This is a genomic window from Pseudoalteromonas sp. MMG006 (assembly GCF_018101025.1).
GTDB lineage: Bacteria > Pseudomonadota > Gammaproteobacteria > Enterobacterales > Alteromonadaceae > Pseudoalteromonas.
Window position 1 is genome coordinate 61,053 of sequence record NZ_JAGJEJ010000009.1, and the last position, 21,570, is coordinate 82,622.

20 protein-coding genes and 1 pseudogene are annotated in these 21,570 nt (G+C 39.2%); 10 read left to right on the forward strand and 11 right to left on the reverse strand.

The annotated features are described in order from the left end of the window. Positions 1-206: 206 nt before the first annotated feature. Complete coding sequence (nadB, locus tag J8L73_RS10640) at positions 207-1,817, forward strand: L-aspartate oxidase (protein ID WP_211000837.1); 1,611 nt, start codon at positions 207-209, stop codon at positions 1,815-1,817. A gap of 386 nt (positions 1,818-2,203) precedes the next feature. Here nadB and J8L73_RS10645 read toward each other — a convergent pair whose 3' ends face one another. Next, complete coding sequence (locus J8L73_RS10645; RefSeq protein WP_211016928.1) at positions 2,204-2,455, reverse strand: succinate dehydrogenase assembly factor 2; 252 nt, start codon at positions 2,453-2,455, stop codon at positions 2,204-2,206. A 164-nt stretch (positions 2,456-2,619) separates the two neighbouring features. On the opposite strand from J8L73_RS10645, the gene ygfZ reads away from it, so the two are divergent. Together ygfZ and J8L73_RS10655 are read left to right on the forward strand one after the other, a co-directional pair. Beyond that, complete coding sequence (gene ygfZ / locus J8L73_RS10650; protein ID WP_211016930.1) at positions 2,620-3,531, forward strand: tRNA-modifying protein YgfZ; 912 nt, start codon at positions 2,620-2,622, stop codon at positions 3,529-3,531. 12 nt (positions 3,532-3,543) lie between these two features. Beyond that, on the forward strand, positions 3,544-4,029 hold the full coding sequence (locus J8L73_RS10655; protein WP_211000841.1) for a peptidylprolyl isomerase: 486 nt from the start codon (positions 3,544-3,546) through the stop codon (positions 4,027-4,029). Positions 4,030-4,066: 37 nt separating this feature from the next. Here J8L73_RS10655 and J8L73_RS10660 read toward each other — a convergent pair whose 3' ends face one another. Genes J8L73_RS10660 through J8L73_RS10670 form a run of 3 tightly spaced genes read right to left on the reverse strand, consistent with a single transcriptional unit; the run spans position 4,067 to position 5,755 of the window. After that, positions 4,067-4,555 (reverse strand): hypothetical protein, encoded by a 489-nt coding sequence (locus tag J8L73_RS10660; RefSeq protein ID WP_211000842.1) that lies wholly within the window; start codon positions 4,553-4,555, stop codon positions 4,067-4,069. 23 nt (positions 4,556-4,578) lie between these two features. After that, positions 4,579-5,391 (reverse strand): DUF481 domain-containing protein, encoded by an 813-nt coding sequence (locus J8L73_RS10665; RefSeq protein WP_211016932.1) that lies wholly within the window; start codon positions 5,389-5,391, stop codon positions 4,579-4,581. Positions 5,392-5,434: 43 nt separating this feature from the next. Then, on the reverse strand, positions 5,435-5,755 hold the full coding sequence (locus tag J8L73_RS10670; protein ID WP_211000844.1) for an HI1450 family dsDNA-mimic protein: 321 nt from the start codon (positions 5,753-5,755) through the stop codon (positions 5,435-5,437). A 341-nt stretch (positions 5,756-6,096) separates the two neighbouring features. Between J8L73_RS10670 and J8L73_RS10675 the strand changes: the two are divergent. The 4 genes and pseudogenes from J8L73_RS10675 to J8L73_RS10690 all read left to right on the forward strand — a co-directional run bounded on the left by J8L73_RS10675 (position 6,097) and on the right by J8L73_RS10690 (position 8,894). Further along, positions 6,097-6,887 (forward strand): annotated as a pseudogene (locus J8L73_RS10675) (crotonase/enoyl-CoA hydratase family protein). A gap of 71 nt (positions 6,888-6,958) precedes the next feature. After that, positions 6,959-7,312, forward strand: coding sequence for a CidA/LrgA family protein (locus tag J8L73_RS10680; RefSeq protein ID WP_211016934.1), 354 nt, complete (start codon positions 6,959-6,961; stop codon positions 7,310-7,312). Continuing rightward, a complete protein-coding gene (locus J8L73_RS10685; protein WP_211016936.1) occupies positions 7,305-8,024 on the forward strand; it encodes an LrgB family protein in 720 nt (239 codons plus the stop codon). Before J8L73_RS10680 ends, J8L73_RS10685 begins: the two co-directional genes overlap by 8 nt. Before the next feature lie 39 nt (positions 8,025-8,063). After that, positions 8,064-8,894 (forward strand): mechanosensitive ion channel family protein, encoded by an 831-nt coding sequence (locus J8L73_RS10690; protein ID WP_211016938.1) that lies wholly within the window; start codon positions 8,064-8,066, stop codon positions 8,892-8,894. A gap of 53 nt (positions 8,895-8,947) precedes the next feature. On the opposite strand, the gene J8L73_RS10695 is transcribed toward J8L73_RS10690, so the two are convergent. Then, positions 8,948-9,430, reverse strand: a complete 483-nt coding sequence (locus J8L73_RS10695; RefSeq protein WP_211000849.1) for a winged helix-turn-helix transcriptional regulator — start codon at positions 9,428-9,430, stop codon at positions 8,948-8,950. Between the two features lie 169 nt (positions 9,431-9,599). On the opposite strand from J8L73_RS10695, the gene putA reads away from it, so the two are divergent. Continuing rightward, entirely contained in the window at positions 9,600-13,403 is a 3,804-nt protein-coding gene (putA, locus tag J8L73_RS10700; RefSeq protein WP_211016947.1) for a bifunctional proline dehydrogenase/L-glutamate gamma-semialdehyde dehydrogenase PutA, read from the forward strand. 118 nt (positions 13,404-13,521) lie between these two features. Next, on the forward strand, positions 13,522-14,715 hold the full coding sequence (locus J8L73_RS10705; protein WP_211016949.1) for an HD-GYP domain-containing protein: 1,194 nt from the start codon (positions 13,522-13,524) through the stop codon (positions 14,713-14,715). 67 nt (positions 14,716-14,782) lie between these two features. Here the strand turns inward: J8L73_RS10705 and J8L73_RS10710 are convergent, their stop codons facing one another. From J8L73_RS10710 to J8L73_RS10735, 6 genes are all read right to left on the reverse strand, one after another. Then, positions 14,783-15,847 (reverse strand): general secretion pathway protein GspB, encoded by a 1,065-nt coding sequence (locus J8L73_RS10710; protein ID WP_211016951.1) that lies wholly within the window; start codon positions 15,845-15,847, stop codon positions 14,783-14,785. Between the two features lie 11 nt (positions 15,848-15,858). Further along, positions 15,859-16,776: an AAA family ATPase gene (locus J8L73_RS10715; RefSeq protein ID WP_211016953.1), complete on the reverse strand. Its 918-nt coding sequence runs from the start codon at positions 16,774-16,776 to the stop codon at positions 15,859-15,861. Positions 16,777-16,960: 184 nt separating this feature from the next. Then, positions 16,961-17,479: a DUF1566 domain-containing protein gene (locus tag J8L73_RS10720; protein ID WP_211000909.1), complete on the reverse strand. Its 519-nt coding sequence runs from the start codon at positions 17,477-17,479 to the stop codon at positions 16,961-16,963. 9 nt (positions 17,480-17,488) lie between these two features. After that, positions 17,489-19,141: a DUF1566 domain-containing protein gene (locus J8L73_RS10725; protein ID WP_211016955.1), complete on the reverse strand. Its 1,653-nt coding sequence runs from the start codon at positions 19,139-19,141 to the stop codon at positions 17,489-17,491. Between the two features lie 68 nt (positions 19,142-19,209). After that, a complete protein-coding gene (locus tag J8L73_RS10730) occupies positions 19,210-19,542 on the reverse strand; it encodes a hypothetical protein (protein WP_211000855.1) in 333 nt (110 codons plus the stop codon). A 21-nt stretch (positions 19,543-19,563) separates the two neighbouring features. Continuing rightward, positions 19,564-20,268 (reverse strand): DUF2982 domain-containing protein, encoded by a 705-nt coding sequence (locus J8L73_RS10735; RefSeq protein WP_211016957.1) that lies wholly within the window; start codon positions 20,266-20,268, stop codon positions 19,564-19,566. Between the two features lie 246 nt (positions 20,269-20,514). On the opposite strand from J8L73_RS10735, the gene J8L73_RS10740 reads away from it, so the two are divergent. After that, the gene (locus J8L73_RS10740) at positions 20,515-21,567 is read left to right on the forward strand and encodes an efflux RND transporter periplasmic adaptor subunit (protein WP_211016960.1); all 1,053 of its coding nucleotides are present in this window, start codon (positions 20,515-20,517) and stop codon (positions 21,565-21,567) included. Positions 21,568-21,570 lie beyond the last annotated feature (3 nt).

The window sequence follows — 21,570 nt, forward strand, 5'->3', positions numbered from 1 at the left end:
ATATTGTCGTCATTGTTCACAAATACTCTGACCCCTTTATGAATAAAAAGTTCTGCTTAATATTATTTTTTTATAAAATAGTTGATAAATAACGGCGCAAAGCCTTTAAAATCACTACGTAGTAATATGACAAATATGATACAACTACAGATATTAAAAACAAATATTGCTCTATTTGAGCATTGTAACCGCAAAGTACCTCTGACATGAACCAAAATAAACATCACATTGCAGATGTCGCTATTATCGGTAGCGGCGCAGCAGGCTTATCACTTGCATTGTCTTTAGCTAATTATTGTAACGTTACCGTGATCAGTAAAGGAGCACTTACCGAAGGTTCTACCTTATATGCTCAAGGCGGTATAGCCGCGGTTTTTGATAAACAAAATGACAGTATAGAATCCCATGTAGAAGATACTCTCGACGCTGGCGGCGGCCTGTGTGATCGCGATGCTGTTCATTACACAGCAAGCAACGCACACGACTGCCTTCAATGGTTAATAGACCAAGGCGTGCCTTTTGATATGGAGTTTGACAGTAAAGGCAAAGAGCGATTTCATTTAACTCGCGAAGGCGGTCATAGTCATCGCCGTATTTTGCATGCAGCCGACGCAACGGGTAAAGCAGTGCAAACCACCCTTATTAGCCAAGTAAAAGCGCATAAAAATATAACATTGCTTGAACAATATAATGCGATTGATTTAATTACTGATAAAAGCGCCAATAAACCAGGGTCGCATATCCATGGCATGTATGTATGGAACAAAAAAGCTAAAAAAGTAGAAACTATTTCGGCTAAATTTGTGGCTTTAGCTACCGGTGGTGCAAGTAAAGTATACCTATATACCTCTAACCCAGATGTTTCAAGCGGTGATGGTATTGCAATGGCATGGCGCGCGGGCTGTAAAGTAGCCAATATGGAGTTTAACCAATTTCACCCAACTAGCCTTTATCATCCTGAGCTACAAAACTTTTTAATCACCGAAGCCATGCGCGGCGAAGGTGCTTATTTAAAACGCCCTGACGGCACCCGTTTTATGAAAGACTTTGATGAGCGTGAAGAGCTTGCCCCTCGCGATATAGTCGCTCGTGCAATCGATTTTGAAATGAAGCGCCTTGGTGCTAATTGTGTTTATTTAGATATAAGCCACAAAGACAAAGACTTTATTATTGAGCACTTTCCAACTATTTACGCAAAATGTTTAAGTGTTGGCCTTGATATAACTAAAGAGGCAATTCCAGTTGTACCTGCAGCGCATTATACTTGTGGCGGTGTAATGACCGACTTTAACGGTAAAACCGACCTCGATAACTTATATGCTGTGGGCGAAGTTGCCTACACTGGCCTTCATGGCGCAAACCGTATGGCAAGTAACTCGTTATTAGAGTGTATTGTATTTGCCCATGCTGCTGCCAAAGATATTTTAAGTAAAATTAAAACAGCACCAGAACCTGTGGCGCTTCCTAGCTGGGATGAAAGCCGCGTTAGTAACTCTGATGAAGAAATAGTGATAACGCATAACTGGCATGAACTGCGTTTATTTATGTGGGATTATGTAGGTATTGTGCGCTCAACTAAACGTTTAGAGCGAGCGCTGCACCGAGTTGAGTTACTACAACAAGAAATCCACGATTACTACGCAAACTTTAGAGTAAGTAACAACTTACTTGAACTTCGTAACTTGGTGCAAGTGTCTGAACTTATCATTAGAAGTGCAATGGAGCGAAAAGAAAGCCGAGGCCTTCACTATACAATCGACTACCCTGAACAAAATGAAAGCCCAACACCCACTATTTTGACTCCAAAGCGCAATTAATTGCGCTTAAAGTAGCGCGTTTTAAACGCGCATAACTTTGCTTATCAACACCATTGGCTGAAATCACAAGCCAATGATGTTCATTAAAACCCTTTATATGCAGCCATATACTATTACCATAAAAACGACTCTTTTGAGTTATTTCACCCTGCACTTTTAGCGTTTCGCCTTCAAACCTAAAAACCTTAGGTTCTAAAATTATTACACCGTTTATAGGGTGTATCTCTAAAATTTTTCGCCAAAAAATATAAGCAGCCATCGCGTTTATAATCACACAAAACAGTACTGCTAATACCGTGTCTAAAAACAAACAAAATAGTAAAGTGAGCACGCAAAAAAAGACCACAATCGGTTTGTGGTCTGCTTTATTATCTGTAACTAAAAACCTATACACGAACTCGGTCTAAGATAAGAGTAACCATGCTGTTAAGCTCTTCATCTTTGCATTCTTCGTGGCCCATAAACCATGCAAATAAATCAGGGTCTTCTTGCGTTAGTAAACGCTGAAAAATAGCTTGTTGTTTTGCATTCAGCGAGTCGTATGCTTCTTCTACAAACGGCATAAACAAAACATCTAGCTCCAACATGCCACGACGACAAGCCCAACGAATACGTGCTTTACTATGAATTTCAACCATTTTAAACCTCATACTTAATTAACCTGAGTTTACCAAAATCAGGTGTACTTAGCAGCTATTAATCATTCATTAAATAATAAACTAATCGTTATAGTTGCTTGCCTGTACCATACGTAACAACTGCGTTATTATGTCACTTCATTTGTATTGCAAAGAAGGTTTTTATGTCGAGCGTTTATGCATGTCCGTTATCTCATCAGCTTATTAGCCTTACAGGTGCTGATAAATTATCTTATTTGCACGGGCAAATCACTCAAGATCTCAATAAATTAACCAGCAATAACTATTTATGGGCTGGCCATTGCAGCGCTAAAGGTAAACTTTGGGGCGTATTTAAATTATTTTCTTATCAAGATAGTTATTACCTAGCTGGTAGCGAAGCCGAAGTAGAAAAATCGTTAGCTGAACTTAAAAAGTACGCTGTGTTTGCTAAAGTCGAAATTAGCGAATGCTCTAAACGCTTAATTGGTTTAATTGGCGATGACCTTACCAATATACTTACACAGCTTGGTATTCATTTTGAAGGCGATGCGAACGCATGCGATTTTGATAACGGTAAAGCACTTAAATTAGAAACTAATCGTGTGTTGTTAATGGTAGATAGCCAATTTAGCATGCCTGATAGCGTATCAACCCTTGATAACGAGGCACTTTGGCAGCAAGCAGCAATGCTCGCTGGCGAGCCTCAATTAAGCAGTGACGCGGTAGGTGAGTACGTACCACAAATGGTGAACTTACAAGCTATTGACGGTATTAGTTTTAAAAAAGGTTGTTACACAGGCCAAGAAACCGTAGCCCGTATGAAATACTTAGGTAAAAACAAACGTGCTATGTATATCGTTTCTGGGAAGAGCGAAGGCTTACTGGATGAGCCAGATTTAGAAACTCAATTAGGTGAAAATTGGCGCCGTGCAGGTAAACTGATTGCACAAAGCTTTGATGAGCAATCTAATAAATTAACGGGCCTTGTTGTGTTGCCTAACGATACCGATGTAACTCAGGTACTTCGTGCAAAACACACACCTCAGGTAGAGCTAAGCATTCTGCCTCTACCATACTCTCTTGAAGATGAATAAATAGGAATGACTATGATCGTTGCGGCAAATAAAGTAGTAAAAATGCATTACTCAGTAATGGATAATGATGGCAATAGTATTGATAACTCGTTCGGTGGTGAACCGTTAGTTTTTATTGTTGGCACTGGCTACTTAATTTCAGGCCTAGAAAACGCGTTACAAGGTAAACAAGCTGGCGATACGCTAAGCGTAAAAGTAGAACCAGAAGATGGTTACGGCGAGCGCCACGACCACTTAATGCAAGCAGTACCTAAGTCAATGTTTGAAGGCATGGAAATTGAAGTAGGTATGCAATTTCGTGCATCAACTGATGATGGCGACCAATCTGTAATGATCATCGATATTCAAGATGAAGAAGTGATTGTAGATGGTAACAACCCGCTTGCAGGTATTACACTTAACTTTGATGTAGAGATTTTAGAAGTACGTGATGCAAGTGAAGAAGAATTATCACATGGACACGTTCATGGTGAAGGTGGCTGTGGTCACGACCACTAGATAAACACCTATAAAAAAAGCGCCTAAGGCGCTTTTTTTATATCATATTATTACGCTTGACCACTTTGGGCTCGCTTTGTTGCTTTTTAGGCTCTGCCATTGATACATTATTTTGTTTAAGGGCACTTAATAAACCTTGTTGATCGTTAGTTCCTAAACGATACATAGTGCCATCTTTAAGCGTTAATTGTACTGCACTAAACCCCGACACAGAATATACCCAGCCGTCGTGCGTAATACGCATACCAATACCATGTCTGTAAGAATTTTGAACTGCTTTCGCTTCTATAATTTCGCTCAACTGAACACTTTGCCCTGCAACGCCTGGGCCAAACGCCCAACTAATAGCGTTATCATTTACTTTAATTGTTAAGCCATGAAATAAAAAACCCACCAGCACTAATATACCGGCAAATATCATTAAAGGAGCATCAGCCCCTATTAAATTCCATGCCAGTGAAACAAAACCACCAATCCACGCCAATACAAAAAATATAAACACTGCGTACTGCTTATGCTGATACATAATTATCTCTAAATTAAAAAATATTAAAAGCTGTATACTAAGGTAGCGCTCAACTCAGTATCGTACTTGAGGTTATCGTCTTCTGGTTTTGAATTATAACGATACATATAGGCAAATTTAAGTGATACGGCACCAATCACTTGGCTAATCAGTGAGGTTTCTGATTTTAAACGTGAGTTTAACCCAGAAAGTGATTGTTCAATACTCAAGTATTGGTTAAAACGAGTACGTTTGGAAACTAACCTTTCCCATTGCATTGCTACCCGCACCAGATAACCGGTCTTATTTTTTTCATCTTCGCTCACTTGCGACTCATCATCAGCAACTGAGCGATACAAGCCAGGACCAATATCAATATCAACTTTGTTTTTAACCCCTTGATATACTCGAGCACCGTACCCGGTCGCTAGCGTGCTTTTAAAATCAAGGCCACTAAATTCATCTTCTTCGTAATCACCATAAATAAAAAGTGAAGAGTTTTTTACGCCTACTTTGTAATTACCTTGAGCTGATACAAATATACGGTTTGCAGTAACATCTGTCTCGCCCGTTTCGTCATTATCATCGCGTTTGTAAAGGGAATCTATTTTGAATTGATTTCGCCACTTCTTAAAGTCTTGGTATAAATTACCTTTGAATTTAAAGCTTGTAGAGTTGATATTACCTTTGCTCAAAATTAAGCCAAATTCGGTATCACCATAAAACATTTCACCTTTGTGTAACTCATGAATTTCTTCATCTGAAAGCTTGCCATATTCATTAAAATCCTCAAATGGATCAACCGCCCAACTTGAGCTACTAATCATCAAAAGAATTAAAAGTAAATACTTACGCACAGAACTCTCTCTGATACACAATTAGAACAAGTAAGCGTAATGCTTACATTGTTTCTTTCCATAAAATATGACAAAACGGTGCATCTTTATCACGGCTGATTAAAATTTTTGCAAATAGCACATCGTCGGCTTCAAACTCTAAACCCACTAATACTTGAATAAAGTGTTCAGGCTCTATTTCAAGTGCTACAAAGTCTTGCCATTGTTCGTCAGGTTCACCTTCTTCAATGAAACCAAGCTCTTCTCGGTATTCGTTAAAGTCCTCAACGTCTTTATCGCTAAGGTTATTTGGCGCCAACTCTAAAAAAATATCATAGGCTTGGTGAGTAGCTTCTTCTTCTGTATATAAACGTGGACCCGACATAGTGCTTAACCTTAAGCTTTAAAGTGGTGTCATAATATCAAAACTAGAAACAAGTTTGAGAAAAATACGCTTAAAAAACAGTTTTTTTTGTTACCGAGTCATACTTAATTCAGTATCTAACAACTTCACCACTTGGTGAATCTGCTAAGCCTTTGAATAAACACGTTAACTATATTTATTGTTAACAGTAACCTATTAACTCTGGTCTCGGTAAAAAATTAATACATGCTAAATCAGCTCATTATGACTAAAAGATTACTAAATAATTCAATTTAATTTTTATAAATATGTACTTAGCGTTTATAACAACTTAAGCTCAAAAGAGGTCAGAGGAGTACACGATGATAAAATTAGAAAAGCAGAATAATATTGCGACTGTCACACTTTGCAGAGCAGATAAACAAAATGCTCTAAGCTTTGAGATGTTTGTACAGTTAAAAAAATAATCAATAACATCAAACAAGATCGCAGTATTAGAGCTGTAGTTATTAAAGGCGAAGGTGACCACTTTTGTGCAGGGCTTGATGTAACTGCTGTTATGGCATCTCCCTTTAACATTGTAAAACTACTATTTAAGTGGCTGCCGGGGAATCAAAATTTAGCGCAAAAGGTCACCCTTGGCTGGCAGTCGTTAAGTGTCCCGGTTATTGCTCAAATTGATGGCAACTGCTTAGGAGGGGGATTACAAATAGCCTTAGGAGCCGACTACAGAATTGTTAATTACAATGCAAAACTGGCAATTATGGAAGCTCGTTGGGGACTTTGCCCTGATATGGGCGCAAATGTAGTACTAAGCGGGCTTGTAAAACGCGATCAGGCGCAATGGCTTGCAAGTCATGCAAACCCTATTAGTGCTCAACAAGCGAAACAATTAGGGTTAGTTACTCAACTCACCGACGATACACACGCAACAACACACAATATGTTAAACACATTGCTTGAGCGCTCGCCAGATACATTAGCTGCAATTAAACGTATAACACAGCAAAGCTATAAGCTTAATCAACGTAAAATATTAGCTAAAGAAACATTTAGCCAAGTGCGATTACTGCTAAGCCCCAACACTAAAAAAGCAATAGCTAAAGCTAAGGGTAAAGCGGATATAACCTACAATAATGCCAAGCCTTGGTAATACTAATGCTCTATGCACCGCATACAAAAATTTGTTAAAGTTATATCCTCATTTTATTTTAAGTTACTTAAATGAAGTACTTACTCAGCAGCGCTATTATTTTACTGTGTTTAGCATTAGCAAAATTAGTTATACATTTTATTGGTGGCAGCTTTCCTGCGCCACTTCTTGCAATGGTTATTTTACTTATTTTATTACTCTCTGGCGTTTTAAAAGAGCATCATGTAAAACCTTGCGCATCACCCATATTGAATATTATGCCAATATTTTTCATTCCGGCTGGCGTCGGCTTTATTGAGCATATAGGCCTTATAAAGTCAAACTGGCCTTTTTTAGCCTCTGTTGTATTACTTGTCCCTGCTAGTACTTTACTGCTGGTAAGTGCGGTTATGGCTTACTTTAAAGGCAAAGAAAATAATGACTGAACTAACCCCTGATTTATGGTGGTTGAGCATCCCCTTTATTGTTGTCTTGTTCTTAGTGCTTAGAGCCTTTAACAAGAAAGTACAAAATGGTGTTTTAAAATCACTTACTAACCCAGTATTTTTAAGTATTGCTATTATTGCTTTGCTGCTCGTTAATTTAAATCTACCCTACTCTCAATTTGCTTCTCACAGTCAACTACTTAGCTGGTTGTTAGAGCCTGCAATCGTTGCCTTAGCACTGCCTCTCTATCAACAATTTGTTCATGTACGAAAAAACTTACTACTCATAGTGAGTACCTGCAGTTTAGGGATTGTTAACGCCACGGTGGTTGCATTTGTTCTGAGTATATTATTCGACGCACCTACCCACTTGAGTGCATCGGTTGCAGCTTTAAGTGTTACAACGCCCATCTCTTTAATCGTGACGGACTCCTTAGGAGGAATAAGTTCACTCGCCGCCGCCCTAGTTATTTTTATAGGCTTACTTGGAGGCTTGTTTGGTTTTATGCTATTTAAACTGGCTACAATTTATAATCACGAAGCACAAGGTGTTGCAATGGGTACCGCATGTCATGCAATTGGAACCGCAGCCGCACTTGCTGAACACCCAAAGACAGGCGCATTTTCGTCTGTTGCTATGGCGCTAAGCGCCTTACTAACAGCGATTATAGTCCCTCTACTGTATCCTTTTTTAGTCAACACTTTGCTATAGTTAGCAAAAATCGCATTACCTATATTTAAAGAGCCTATTATGATCAGTTCTGAAATAGAACAATTTGAAAAATACTACACCATGCTCACCGAGTATTTAGTTACCTACAGTATGCAAATTGTAGGCGCTATTTTTATATTATTATTAGGCCTTTGGATAGCAAAAAAAATAGCTAATGTGGTTGCGAGTTTAATGACTCGCCATAATATTGACGTCACGTTAACTAACTTCGTAAGCAATGTTGTTAAAGTTTTACTTATAGTAATGGTCGTTATTATAGCGCTTGGCAAAATAGGGATAAGTGTTACCCCGTTTGTAGCTGCAATAGGTGCGGCCTCTTTAGGCGCAGGTTTAGCTTTGCAAGGCATGCTATCAAACTATGGTGCTGGTCTTGCCATTATAGCCACACGCCCTTTTGTGGTTGGCGATACCATTGAAGTTAAAAATGTAAGTGGCCAAGTTAAAACCATAGAGCTTGGTTACACCATTTTAATAGATGAAGAAAAAGTAGAGATCACTATTCCTAATAAACATATAATGGGCGAGATAATTCATAACTCATTTAGTTATTCGTTAGTTAAAGGTGAGATAGATATTGCCTATAGTGCATGTGCTGATACTGCAATTAGCCTTATTGAAGACGTACTTAAGGCACATGAATTAGTAGCTAAAAACCCTCATTCTCAAATAGGTATAGAGCGCTTTGCTGATAGCGGCGTCACTATTAGCTACCGCTACTGGGTGCCTACCACAAAAATAATAGAAACAAAGCTCGCTATTAACGGCGGGGTTTATAAAGCTATTAATAACGCTGATATTGAAATACCGTTCCCACAACGCGTAGTAACCATAAATCAAAACGATATTTAGCTTAAAATGCTGATAATAAAAAACCGCATTTAGCGGTTTTTTATTTATGAGGCTTATAAGTCTATTATTAAGCCTTTATCTTTTTTGATCTTTTCGATAACCATATATGTGTGATGAGTCCCTACTCCTGGTATATCAACTAAGTCACCTAGTACTTGCCTGTACTCTTCCATGTTCGACACACGAATTTTTAAAAGGTAGTCATAGCCCCCAGCAACCATGTCACACTCGACGACTTGCTCTATCTTTAATATATGTTCTCTGAATACTTTAAATACAGGAGTATTTGAAGCGACAAGTGATACTTGAACATGGGCCACTAAGCTCTGATTAAGCTTCGCTTCGCTAAGCTTAGCATAGTAGCCTTCAATATAGCCTTCTTGCTCTAAACGCTTTACACGATCAAGGCATGGGCTGGCACTTAAATTAACCTGTTTTGCAAGGTTAACATTAGAAATTCTGCCGTTCTTTTGAAGAACGTCTAATATTGCTAAATCGATACGATCAAGCATGCGTAATCTATTTGGAATGCTCATAACAGAATTTTATGCGGATAAGTTAAATTTATACCCTGTAAATTATCGTAAATCGTGAAATTTAACCAGCATATTCTGCTGAATTTTATTTAGAATGCACTCACAATATCACTGGTAATTTATTGGTAATTAACTTTACTTTAAATCTTAACACTCCTGAGGGTTGCTTATGTTATTCAACGGCGATTTAACAACGACTTGTCCTATTAGACAAAGAATCCGTGACTTTTACCGCATCGATGAAAATGCGGTTATTGATCATATTTTACCGCTTGCTGAGGTTGGCGTAAAAGCACGAAGCCGTGCGTGGGAAAGGGCCCGTCAGATTGTTTTAAACATACGTAAAGACCAAGATGGTCAAAGCGGTGTTGATGCACTTTTAAACGAATTTTCACTTTCAAGTGAAGAAGGCGTTGTACTAATGTGTTTGGCCGAAGCATTGCTTCGCGTACCAGATAAAGCAACTCAAGATGTGCTTATTCGCGACAAGCTAGCTAAAGGCGATTGGAGCTCTCACTTAGGAAGCAGCGATTCATTATTTGTAAACGCATCTTCTTGGGGATTATTAGTTACCGGTAAAATGGTTAACTACACAGACAAAACGAAAGAACAACAGTTTGGCATGCTTAAAAAGACCATTGGTCGCTTAGGCGAGCCTGTTATTCGTAAATCTGTAAACTTTGCTATGAAAATTATGGGTAAGCAATTCGTAATGGGCCGTACCATTGACGAAGCCATTGAACGTGCTGCCGAGACAGAGCAAAAAGGCTATGTATATTCTTACGATATGCTAGGCGAAGGTGCGCGCACTATGAAAGATGCTAAGCGTTACTTCGACAGCTACATGAACGCCATACATTCTATTGGTAAAGCAGCAAATGGCCGTGGTCCAATAAAAAGTCCAGGCATTTCAGTTAAACTATCTGCTATTCATCCTCGTTATGAGTTCACTCATAAAGAACGTGTAATGGCAGAAATTGTACCTAAACTTAAAGAACTTGCGCTGGCAGCTAAAAAGTACGATATCGGTTTTACAGTAGATGCTGAGGAAGCAGACCGTTTAGATATTTCTTTAGATGTTATTGAAGCCGTATTTAGCGATGAAGAATTAGGTAACTGGCAAGGTTTTGGCTTAGCGGTTCAAGCTTATCAAAAGCGTGCTATTTTCGTCATTGAGTGGGTTACCGAACTTGCTACCCGTGTAGGGCGTAAGATGATGGTTCGCCTAGTAAAAGGCGCTTATTGGGATACAGAAATAAAAACCACTCAACAAGATGGTTTGGACCACTACCCAGTATTTACGCGTAAAGCAACAACCGATGTTTCTTACAAAGCGTGTGCGATTAGAATGCTTGAAGCTCGCGATGTACTATACCCGCAATTTGCTACTCACAATGCTTACACCGCAGCGACTATTTTAGAAGTAGCCAAAGGCGATAACACAGGCTTTGAATTTCAGCGCCTGCACGGTATGGGTGAATCTTTATTTGACCAAATCGTAAATGAAGAAAAAATTCAGTGTCGCGTATATGCCCCCGTAGGTCAGCACGAAGACTTACTTGCATATCTTGTTCGTCGTTTATTAGAAAATGGCGCTAACTCGTCATTTGTGAATGCAATAGTAGACACAACGAAACCGGTTGAATCTTTATTACCTGACCCTGTTGAGACGCTACAAGGCCTACGAAATAAGTACAATACGCAAATTAAAATGCCAATTGACTTATACGGCGAAGAGCGTGCTAACTCTAAAGGTATGGATTTAACGGATATAAACGTTATTACTCCATTCAAAGAAAATCTTGAAAGCTGGTTCAATGAACATCTAATTGAGCAAAGCCAAGTACCTGAAGGCTCACTTGCAGTTAAAAACCCTGCAAACCATCAAGAAATCATTGGCCACGTTAAGTTACAGTCCGGCGATGAAATGAAAGATATACTAGCAAATGCAGAAGCTGCATTTGAGTCATGGTCGCAAACATCAGTAAAAGAGCGTGCTAATTTATTACGTCGTGTTGCTGATATTTTAGAACGTCACCACGATGAGCTTGTGGCTATTTGTATTAAAGAAGCGGGTAAAATTGCGCAAGACGGTATTGATGAAGTACGCGAAGCCGTTGATTTTTGTCGTTACTACGCAGCCCGCGCTGAAGAGCTTTCTCAAGATGAGCGTTTTGAAGCCCGTGGCGTAATTTTATGTATTAGCCCGTGGAACTTCCCTCTAGCGATTTTCTTAGGCCAAGTGGCTGCTGCGATTGTTACTGGTAACACTGTCATTGCAAAACCAGCTGAGCAAACAAGCTTAATTGCGCTTCGCGCTATAGAGCTAATGTTATCTGTTGGCTTGCCTGAGCATGTTGTGCAACCTGTTATCGCACGTGGTTCAGAAGTGGGTAAAACAATTGTTCCTGATGAGCGTATTCAAGCTGTTATGTTTACCGGCTCTACAGAAACAGGCACACTTATTTCTCAAACACTTGCTGCACGTAACGATATTCAAGTACCGTTAATTGCAGAAACAGGCGGCCAAAACTGTATGATTGTTGACTCAACAGCGCTCCCTGAGCAAGTTGTTGATGATGTGATTAGTTCGGGTTTCCAAAGTGCTGGACAACGTTGTTCTGCTCTTCGTGTGCTGTTTATTCAAGATGACGTAGCTGATGGCATTATTGAAATGCTTAAAGGCGCATTAGCTGAGTTACACATTGGCGATCCTTCATTACTTTCAACTGATGTTGGCCCAGTAATTGACGAAAAAGCGCTTAAAAACTTAAACGACCACGTTGAGTACTTAAAAGGTAATTCTATACTTCATTACGAGTGTAAAATTCCGGATAACACGCAAAATGGTGCTTACTTCTTCGCGCCTCGTTTATACGAGATTGAAGATTTATCAGTACTTAAGCGTGAAGTATTTGGACCATGTGTTCATATTGTACGTTTTAAATCAAACGATATTGATAACGTAATTGACCAAATAAATAACACAGGTTACGGCTTAACAATGGGTGTACATTCACGCATTGAAGAGCGCTGTGAGTACCTAGCCAAAATGTCACGCGCAGGTAATGTGTACGTAAACCGTAACATGATTGGCGCTATTGTTGGTGTGCAACCATTTGGTGGCCGTGGTTTATCAGGTACGGGTCCTAAAGCAGGTGGTCCTAACTACCTTCAACGTTTAGTGAAAGAAAAAGCATCGCCAGATAACGTGCAAATGACTAACCTGACGCCAGACGAGCTTGATTTACACCATTACAGTGGTGCAAATGAGCAAGTTAAAAAGCTAATGGCTAATTCAATGCGCGATGAAAAAATTTGGCGTGCAACACCATTAAATGACAGAGTTTCGGCTGTGCGTCAGCTGTTAGCTAAAGTCGCAACAGTAGAAATTATTGATGATTTAGCTGATGATTTAGCATTAACTCTATCAGAAGCGCGCGCTCAGCTGAATCGCCTTGAAAAACACATGCGTAAATTTACTACCCTTCCGGGGCCAACAGGTGAATCAAATACCCTTCACCTAGAAGCACGTGGTTGTGTAGTATGCTACGCCGATAAGAGTACTTCATTTAACTTTTGGGCTCTTTCAATAATTACAGCTATTGCAGCCGGTAATACAGTAATTACTGTAGCGTCTGAACTGTTTTATGATGAAGCTGTTGCCTTTAAAGATAAGTTTATCTCTACAGGTGTTGCTGAAGGCGTATTCCAAGTAGCTAAACCTAACCAGTTACAAGCTATTTTGGCGCATCCTCATTTAGCAGGTGCCGTAGTTGCAGCTCGCTCGTCTCGTTTAGGCTACTTCAGCCAACAACTTGCACAGCGTAAAGGCGCTATTTTGCCGGTAATCAGTTCTGAGTATTACGATACATTAATTAAACGCTTGATTACTGAAAAGACCATTAGTGTTGATACAACTGCTTCTGGTGGTAATACCTCACTTATGACGCTTGTTGAAGATGATGAATAATTAACACATACTTTTTCAGTAAGTAATAAAATAAAGGCACTGTAAAGTGCCTTTTTTATTAGTCAGTGACGTATATATTTGCTAATTTATTTAAAGGTTAACAATAGAAGTCTTAAAATTGAAAATTATCCCCATTTCAAAGCTGCTCCCAGGTATGTTTGTACAAAGCGTTACTAAGCAAACTGGACGGATAAAAATCAAAAACCAAGGCTGGGTTAAAACTCAGGTCGGTATTGATAAACTTAAAAAAGCCGGTATTTTAGAAGTCGAAATAGATCCGGATAAGACCCTTGTTGAATCAGTACCTGAAAAGGAATCATCAGCTTCCCCTTCTGTAGCAAAAAAACGTAATCCTTGGCAAAAAACCCACAGCAGTGAACAAGAGATGGGTAAAGCCAAAAAGCTTTACGATGAAGCTAAAACTTTACAGTTAAAAGCATTTAAAGAGATAAAAGCGGGTCGCGATATAGATATAGCGCCATTTAGGGAGCTCGCTAGTGGCTTTATGGATTCTGTTTTCAGAAACCAAGACTCTCTTGCATGCTTAACACAGATGCGCCAAAAAGATGCCTACCTACTCGAGCACTCAATAAATGTGTCTATTTTAATGGGTATTTTTGCGAAACACTTAGGTATAGACAAAGATATTATCGTTGAACTAACCACTGGTGCACTATTGCACGATATTGGAAAGATAAAAACTCCTGATGAAGTGCTCAATAAGCCTGGGCGTTTGACAGAAGCTGAATTTGAAGTGATGAAGTTGCATGCGCTCCATTCTAAGCAAATACTAGAAGAGGCTGGGCTAACAGGTATTGCTGTAGATATAGCAGGTATGCATCACGAGAGATTAGATGGCAAAGGTTACCCGTTTGGCAAGAAAGGCGACGAAATCAGCTTATACGTTCGCATGGCTTCTATTGTTGACGTATATGATGCACTAACCGCAGAGCGAGTCTACAAATCGGGGATGGAGCCAATTAAAGCTTTTAAAATACTTAAAGACGGATGCCCTGATAGCTTTGATGCTGAGCTATTAACTAAGTTTATCCAATGTATTGGCGTTCACCCGGTAGGCACACTTGTTCGGTTATCGAGCCAAAAAGTGGGCTTAGTAACCGAAAGTAATCCCGAAACACCATTAAAACCTATAGTTAAAACATTTTATAGTGCTAAACACGGCCGTTATACCGAAGTGCAAGATATAGATTTATCGAATAAAAAAACGTCTGACACCTTGGAGTCGGCCATAAAACCAAAAGAATATAATATTGATTTAGAACGTTTCTATAAAAATTCTATTTTACCTTAAAGCGTCTAAATTTTAACTAATCAAATATAAAGCCGCATTATGCGGCTTTATACTTACAAACCTCACATTATTGAGGCCAATCCTGAAGTGCTTTTAAACTAAATTCATACCCGTCAAAATCAAGGACACTTTGCTCTGGCGTGATCTCCCTAACGGTTAGAGCGCCAATACTTTCACCTTCATAAAGCTCTCGACCATTTAACTTTATCCAGCGCTTATCCGCGCTTGAAGAATAAATGTGGGCTTGGTATTTTATACTTGGCAGCATCGCTTGCAGCCCATCAGGTAACAACTCTATAGGGTCAACGCGAGAAGATGTACGTGAGCCCTGAGTTACTTCGTAGTCTTGTTCCTGTTCAGAATCTTTTATTGCTTGTGCAAACGCGTCTTTTAATTTAGTAGGTACCGCATCTAACTCGGGATCGCTTTGAGCCGTTGATGTATTTTGCCCTGCATTACTATTAACAGGTTTACCTAGTACTTTGTATTTGCTCATATCGAGCCCTGCAGAGCTTGTATTAGGCGCTTGGGGCTGCATAAACGATGAGCTTTGTCCTTGTGCATTATATGCATTGGGGTTGTAGTTCTGTACAGGCTGATTAAACGTATTTAGACTATATCCATTTGCATTTAAAGGCATTTGAACATTATAACCTTGCTGAGCTTGTACTGGGCTGTCAATCATTGGAATATACTGCCCTTGTGGGGTCAGCAACATTTTTTGCACACCAGTTTGTGTTTGTACATATACAAGCTGACCTTCAATAGACGCCTTATTAGTGCCGTCTGAAGTTTTAGTAGACTCCGAAGGTGCCGATTTATTTACTGAGTTCAAAGATGCGGTTTGCTCTTCTTCGCTTACTTTTACAGGCGCTTTAATATCCGCTTTCGTTTTCATAGCTTCGCTAAGTACCGGCTTTTCAAGCAAAGTGCTACTTTGTAGCCACTTACCACTGACAAACCCACCAGCGACAGCTATAAAAGCAACAATACTACTACCTAGTACCCAAGCTATTTTACGATAGCGCTTGAGTGCTTTTTGTTGTTTTAATTGCTCTGATTGCATGTCGTACTGCTCAGCGCTCATATCTGCTTGCTGTGATTGCTTTAATGCATCTAATAAATAAGACATTAATCACCTAACTATATAATAAATGAAAGGCCAACACCTGCTGCAAACAATGCAACAAAGGCAAAGCCGTAAGAGGTGTATCCACTTGGTTTTGAAGCGTTATTATCAGTTGCTATAAAATCCATAGGTAATGATTCTTGCGCTGATTTTTTTATTATATCGCTATCAACTATTAGCTTTTGCTTTGCAAAAGCTCCTACTAATGCCCGCTCACATACTAAGTTCATCAATCGAGGTACTCCGCCAGTTAACTGATGGACTGTTTGCATGGCATCCATTGAAAATATTCCTTTATCACAGCCTGCAATATGTAAACGGTGCTTAATATAGGCCACCGTTTGCCCTGGCGTTAACGGTAATAAGTGATATCGAGCAGTAATACGCTGAGCTAGTTGCCTTAATTCATTTCGTTTTAATAGCTCTTGCAACTCAGGTTGGCCTACGAGCACTATTTGCAGTAACTTTTTATGATCAGTTTCGATGTTAGTTAATAACCGCAGCTGCTCTAGTACATCAGGTGCTAATAATTGGGCTTCATCAATAATAAGTATGGTGTGGCCACCCGCTTTATTATTCATTTCTAAATGGCGTTTAATAATATCGGTTAGGCTTTTTAGTGTGGCATTTTGCGAGTCGTAATTAATTTTTAGCTCATCACAAATACTCGCTAAAAGTTCAAGCTCTGATAACGCAGGGTTATGGATCATTGCTACCTGCGTATTTTCTGGCAGCTGCTCTAACATACTGCGCGTAATTGTAGTTTTACCTGTGCCTACTTCGCCCGTTAATAATACAAAGCCGCCATCTTCACCCAATCCATAGGTTAGGTGTGCTAATGCTTCTTTGTGGCGTTCACTTAAAAATAAGTAATGAGGGTTAGGCGAGATCGAAAAAGGTTTTTCGCTAAGGCCAAAATAGCTTAAATACACCGTGATGTTCCTTCGTAATTAAATCACGGCCTATAATGGCAAAAAAACACGCTAAGTAACAATCTTATAAGCACTTTATTGGTGAAATAACGTAAATTTATGTAAAACAAAAAAGCACAGCGTTAAAGCTGTGCTTTTTATTACAGTAGCAGCAAATACTACATCATTTAAATAGTGGTTTATATTATTTTTCGTAACGAACTAAGCGTAAATACACGTTGCTTGTTTTAGCATGTAAACTATTTAACCCGCTATCAAACTGATATACCCACGCTGAGCTCATTGTGCTTACACCTGATGTATTAGACCAATAGTTTTGTAACTCAGTGCCTAAAAAGACTTCTTCATTAATACTGGGCTCTGTACAGCTGTGTTCTAAAATACTGGCCAACTCTTTAATATTAGGCACTTGCCAATCATCGTAATCAGCAGTTGTATCATTTTTTGCACCACGAAGTGCCTCTTGCCAAGTAATTGAAGGTGTCGACCCTTCGCAAAGTTCATTCTCTGCGTTATAAGTTTGCGAGTAACTACATCGTTGCCACATTAAGCCTGTTTCACTGTCAGAAACTGTACCGTCTGTATTTATAGTGAACCTATCTGTTGCGGTGGTTGTGTCTGCACCTGCGTAACATGTTTGCTCAGCTACAACATTAAAGCTAAGCGCGGTAGCAGCGAGTACATAGAGTAATTTTAATTTCATCATTTTCTCCTAACGGCTTCTAACTAAGCGTACATAAGCGGTGTTTTCTTTAGGGTAAGCAAGGTCATTCCCGCTACTCATATCGATAATATAAGCTTGCGATAGACTTGTCCCATCAGCGGCTGTTTGCGATGTCCAATAAGGTAAATCTACATCTTCTATCTCGCCCGCTTGAGGAATGTAAGGAAATAACGATTCGTCTATCAGTACCCTTTGTCCTTGCTTGCCATAGTCAATTAAACCTAAAAGCTCAGTGTACGTTGGTAAGCGCCAATTAGTACCACCACAAAAATCTAACGCATTCACTTCGTTTATATAACTTTGAACACCACAACTTGTATCGTTAGGACACGTGCTATTGGCCGTACTTGTATCTGTAAAAGTAGTTTCTCCTATATCCCAAAAGTAATGATTTTGCCCATCTCGCAATGAGGTGTCTGGCACAACACCTGAAGGCGCACTTTTTACTTCCCACACTAGACCGGTCACATTATCGCGAACACAGGTAAAGTCACTGCTGTCATCAGCGACTTCATCGGCAAACTTATTCAGCTTAGTATAATCAAATGCCAGATTACCTTTTCCAACTTTATCCAGCCTATTAGCGTAACTATCGCGACCGAGCTCAGCATCTTGCTCTGGGAAGTCGTCACTGGCGCAGTTTATTCGTTGGGTATTGTTATAACACTCACCTACACCGCTATCGTTTATAAGTCCTAGCGCTTTAGGTGTTACATCAACAAATAAAGAGTCAGTATCGGTACGCCCTTTTGAATCTGTTACTGTCACTTCAAAGCTTAATGTCGTATCTGTATCTACATCAGATGCAGTAAATGTGGTTGTGCATTGGCTGGTGCTACTAAGCGTTTCGGCATTACCGGTAAGTTGTTGCCAGCTACACGCATACGTATCTGTCACTGTTTCACTGCTAGTTGCATCTAAGGTAACTAACTCAAACTCTTCCACAGTTCGATCATCCCCAGCATTGGCATCCACCAGCTCATTTGTTTTGTTGAGTGTCATATCGTATTGCGTACTTGCTTGCCCACCTTCATCGTCAGTAATTGTTAATTTCCAAGATAAATTTGTATTACTTTCAAGTAACGGATGAGAAAAGCTGAGCGTTGATTCATCAAAACTTGTTATATCAAGATCTGGACCTGTTAACTGCTCCCATAAATAAGTATCTATTTGGCCATTGTCATCAGGATCGGTGGATTCAAGCGCACTAAGAGTGATTGTATCTTTGTAAACGGAGGGAAGTGTTTCAGGCAAGGTTTGTGTAACTACCACAAGAGGTAACTGATTATTAGAACTAACAGAAATTGTAATATCGTCACTAACAGCACTACTTCCTGTGCTTTGATAGCTAACTCTTAAAATAATATCGCTGTCACCTTTAACATCGGGTGCAGTAAGAGTTTGCTCGGCGCCATCTAGCGGGAACCCATCTAAGCTTGGACCGCTTACTTGTTGCCACGTAAATGTACCGTCTGCAGGAGAGCCCTGAGCTGTAACAGTAAATTCAGTTTTTTCAATAATTTGTAAATCAGAACCGGCATTTACAGATGACTCTATACCGGTATCATCGCTACCACCACCACCTCCACATGCACTCAATAAACTGCAAGAAATGAGAGGGATTAAAGCAAACGCTTTCATACAAAGCACCTTTTGTGTCAAATAATTACTATAGTGTAATCGTAAGCAATAAAGATGCCATTAAATAGCTACATATAAGTATCCTGATGGATACGCACAAATAGCTTAGTGCCTATTTTACTGTAATCTACTTTATACTCTCGCCCATCTAAAGCCTGAATAAAAAGCAGCTGTTTTTCTTCACCAAAGACATCGGGGCTTCCTACATAAACCATTTCGAGATAGCGGTCTTTTGCATCCCGACGATTTTTAGGAAGCTCCTCTTTAAACGGCTCTAGGCCACTTTGAGTAACTTTGATTTTAGGGTGTATCTCAGAGTTAACTACGACTAAATCAAGTTTTTTGTCTTTATGTATAATGGTATTTCGACCACTTTTTAAAAAGGCTCTGTCTTGGCTCATCTTCTTTCCTACACTCGCAATTTAATTATTAATTTGCGACGCTATAAACTGACTTGGCTGGCGCTTCCATTTATTTAAGTTAGCACTAAATGCCCAAATATCTCTATCTAAAACACTGGCAGGTAATAATAAATCATAACCTGTTAACAGTTGAAGGTGCTTAGTTCTATTAGCAAACATAGCTATAAGTCCAGTATAGCTCTTTCCCTTTAAGGAAATATAATGTGTATCCTCTATCAACCATTCTGACGGGCAATTGCCATTTTTGCAATGCTTTTGAACAACTTGCATAAATAAATTGCGCTGTTCTATTAATAGTTTGCCTGCAATTCGCGGGGCTATGTTTGATAAAAACTCATCTATATCGTTTACTTTAACGCCAACAGCATTAAGCTCTAAGTAATCAATCCCATCCTCGACCTTTGGGATCCCACTGTGATGAAAGTTACCCCAAGACATACTCCACTGACCATATTTATGGTGATATGTTAGCTCAGAGTCACTTAAAACAAGGCTATAATAAGGCTCTTGAGTCTTTAAGAAACCAACAAAAATAGCTGCTATACACAAACTGACTAAAAATATTTCAAGTATGCTAATTTCGCCCGGCCGCAACAAATTAAACAGCATAATAAAGGCAAGCCCTACTGCGCCTACTATAAGAATTTCTATTGCATATCGGGCGCCCTGAGCACGATATTTAATTGCTTTATTAGGTTTAGCCATATTGATAAAACACCATATAAAATACAAACATAATAACGGCCCAAAGAATGACCTTTCTGGTGGTTAAACAAAAACTACAAGTGGTTTTAAATTTCATAGATTTACCGTTTTTTCAAAACAAAATAGGAACAGTGAATAAATCTTATTTATTTTTACGCTTAACGCACAAATTTATGAGATACATAACCGTCTTTTCCCGGTCTTATTTCGTACAATACTTACAATTCATTTTCAGGTATGAAATCAATGCACTCAAGACAATCAGGCAAAGCTCTCTTTCCATTTATTATTACTCTACTTTTAATATTTAGCGTTTACTTATATTTACCCGCTAGCCACGGTGAACAGGCCGATTTATCAAAAATGTCAACTCAGGTAACAGCGCACACAGTTACCTCTCAAGAAAACGCAGTGATGATAGAAGCTATTGGTAGTGCTCGTGCAAACCAAGCTATTTATATCAAAAGTGCACAAAACGACTATGTTACAGATATATACTTTAAAGATGGTGACTTAGTCAGTAAAAGTCAAAAATTAGTACAACTACAAAACCAACAAGAACAACTTGCAGTTAAAGAGCTTGGTATAAACCTGCGTGAAGAAAAACGCCAATTGGACCGTCTCACAGAACTCTCACGTACGCAATCTACAGCGAAGTCATTATTAGAAGAGCAGCTTTCTCGTGTTGATGCCACACAAGCACAGCTAGAAAGCGCAAAAACTAAACTAAACGAAATGACAATCACAGCGCCTTTTTCAGGTTTACTAGGTAAACGTGAAATATCAGTGGGTGCGTATGTAAATAACGATACGATTATTACCACTCTTGATGATATCAGTATCATTAAGGTTGATTTTAAAGTACCAGAAAAATATTTATCTCAACTTAACGTAGGTATGAAAGTACTTACTCAAAATGATGCCTACCCGGATCAAGCTTTTACGGGAAAAGTAACCCATATTAGCTCGCGTATTGATTCTGTAACACGCAGCGTTGAAGTTACAGCAAGCTTTGCAAACAAATCAGGTCTGCTTAGACCGGGTATGTTACTTAACACAGCTCTTGAGTTGAGTAGTAATCAAGCATTAATGGTACCAGAAAAAGCCGTGATACCACTTCAAGATAAGCATTTTGTATTTCAAATTACTGATGGTGTAGCTAATCGAGTTGAAGTACATGTTGCCGGTAGAAACAATGGCTGGGTGGCTATCGACGAAGGCTTAACCGATGGCGAGCAAATTGTTACTGAAGGGCTAATAAAAATTCGCTCTGGTAGTAAAGTAAGCATAAAGGGGTAATGC

Coding starts and splice junctions, on each gene's coding strand:
- J8L73_RS10655 (WP_211000841.1), top strand. CDS start 3,544: ATGATCGTTGCGGCAAATAAAGTAGTAAAAATGCATTACTCAGTAATG.
- J8L73_RS10720 (WP_211000909.1), bottom strand. CDS start 17,479: ATGAAATTAAAATTACTCTATGTACTCGCTGCTACCGCGCTTAGCTTT.
- putA (WP_211016947.1), top strand. CDS start 9,600: ATGTTATTCAACGGCGATTTAACAACGACTTGTCCTATTAGACAAAGA.
- J8L73_RS10695 (WP_211000849.1), bottom strand. CDS start 9,430: ATGAGCATTCCAAATAGATTACGCATGCTTGATCGTATCGATTTAGCA.
- J8L73_RS10725 (WP_211016955.1), bottom strand. CDS start 19,141: ATGAAAGCGTTTGCTTTAATCCCTCTCATTTCTTGCAGTTTATTGAGT.
- J8L73_RS10730 (WP_211000855.1), bottom strand. CDS start 19,542: ATGAGCCAAGACAGAGCCTTTTTAAAAAGTGGTCGAAATACCATTATA.
- J8L73_RS10735 (WP_211016957.1), bottom strand. CDS start 20,268: ATGGCTAAACCTAATAAAGCAATTAAATATCGTGCTCAGGGCGCCCGA.
- J8L73_RS10710 (WP_211016951.1), bottom strand. CDS start 15,847: ATGTCTTATTTATTAGATGCATTAAAGCAATCACAGCAAGCAGATATG.
- J8L73_RS10680 (WP_211016934.1), top strand. CDS start 6,959: ATGAAGTACTTACTCAGCAGCGCTATTATTTTACTGTGTTTAGCATTA.
- J8L73_RS10740 (WP_211016960.1), top strand. CDS start 20,515: ATGCACTCAAGACAATCAGGCAAAGCTCTCTTTCCATTTATTATTACT.
- J8L73_RS10670 (WP_211000844.1), bottom strand. CDS start 5,755: ATGTCGGGTCCACGTTTATATACAGAAGAAGAAGCTACTCACCAAGCC.
- J8L73_RS10690 (WP_211016938.1), top strand. CDS start 8,064: ATGATCAGTTCTGAAATAGAACAATTTGAAAAATACTACACCATGCTC.
- J8L73_RS10660 (WP_211000842.1), bottom strand. CDS start 4,555: ATGTATCAGCATAAGCAGTACGCAGTGTTTATATTTTTTGTATTGGCG.
- nadB (WP_211000837.1), top strand. CDS start 207: ATGAACCAAAATAAACATCACATTGCAGATGTCGCTATTATCGGTAGC.
- J8L73_RS10645 (WP_211016928.1), bottom strand. CDS start 2,455: ATGGTTGAAATTCATAGTAAAGCACGTATTCGTTGGGCTTGTCGTCGT.
- J8L73_RS10685 (WP_211016936.1), top strand. CDS start 7,305: ATGACTGAACTAACCCCTGATTTATGGTGGTTGAGCATCCCCTTTATT.
- ygfZ (WP_211016930.1), top strand. CDS start 2,620: ATGTCGAGCGTTTATGCATGTCCGTTATCTCATCAGCTTATTAGCCTT.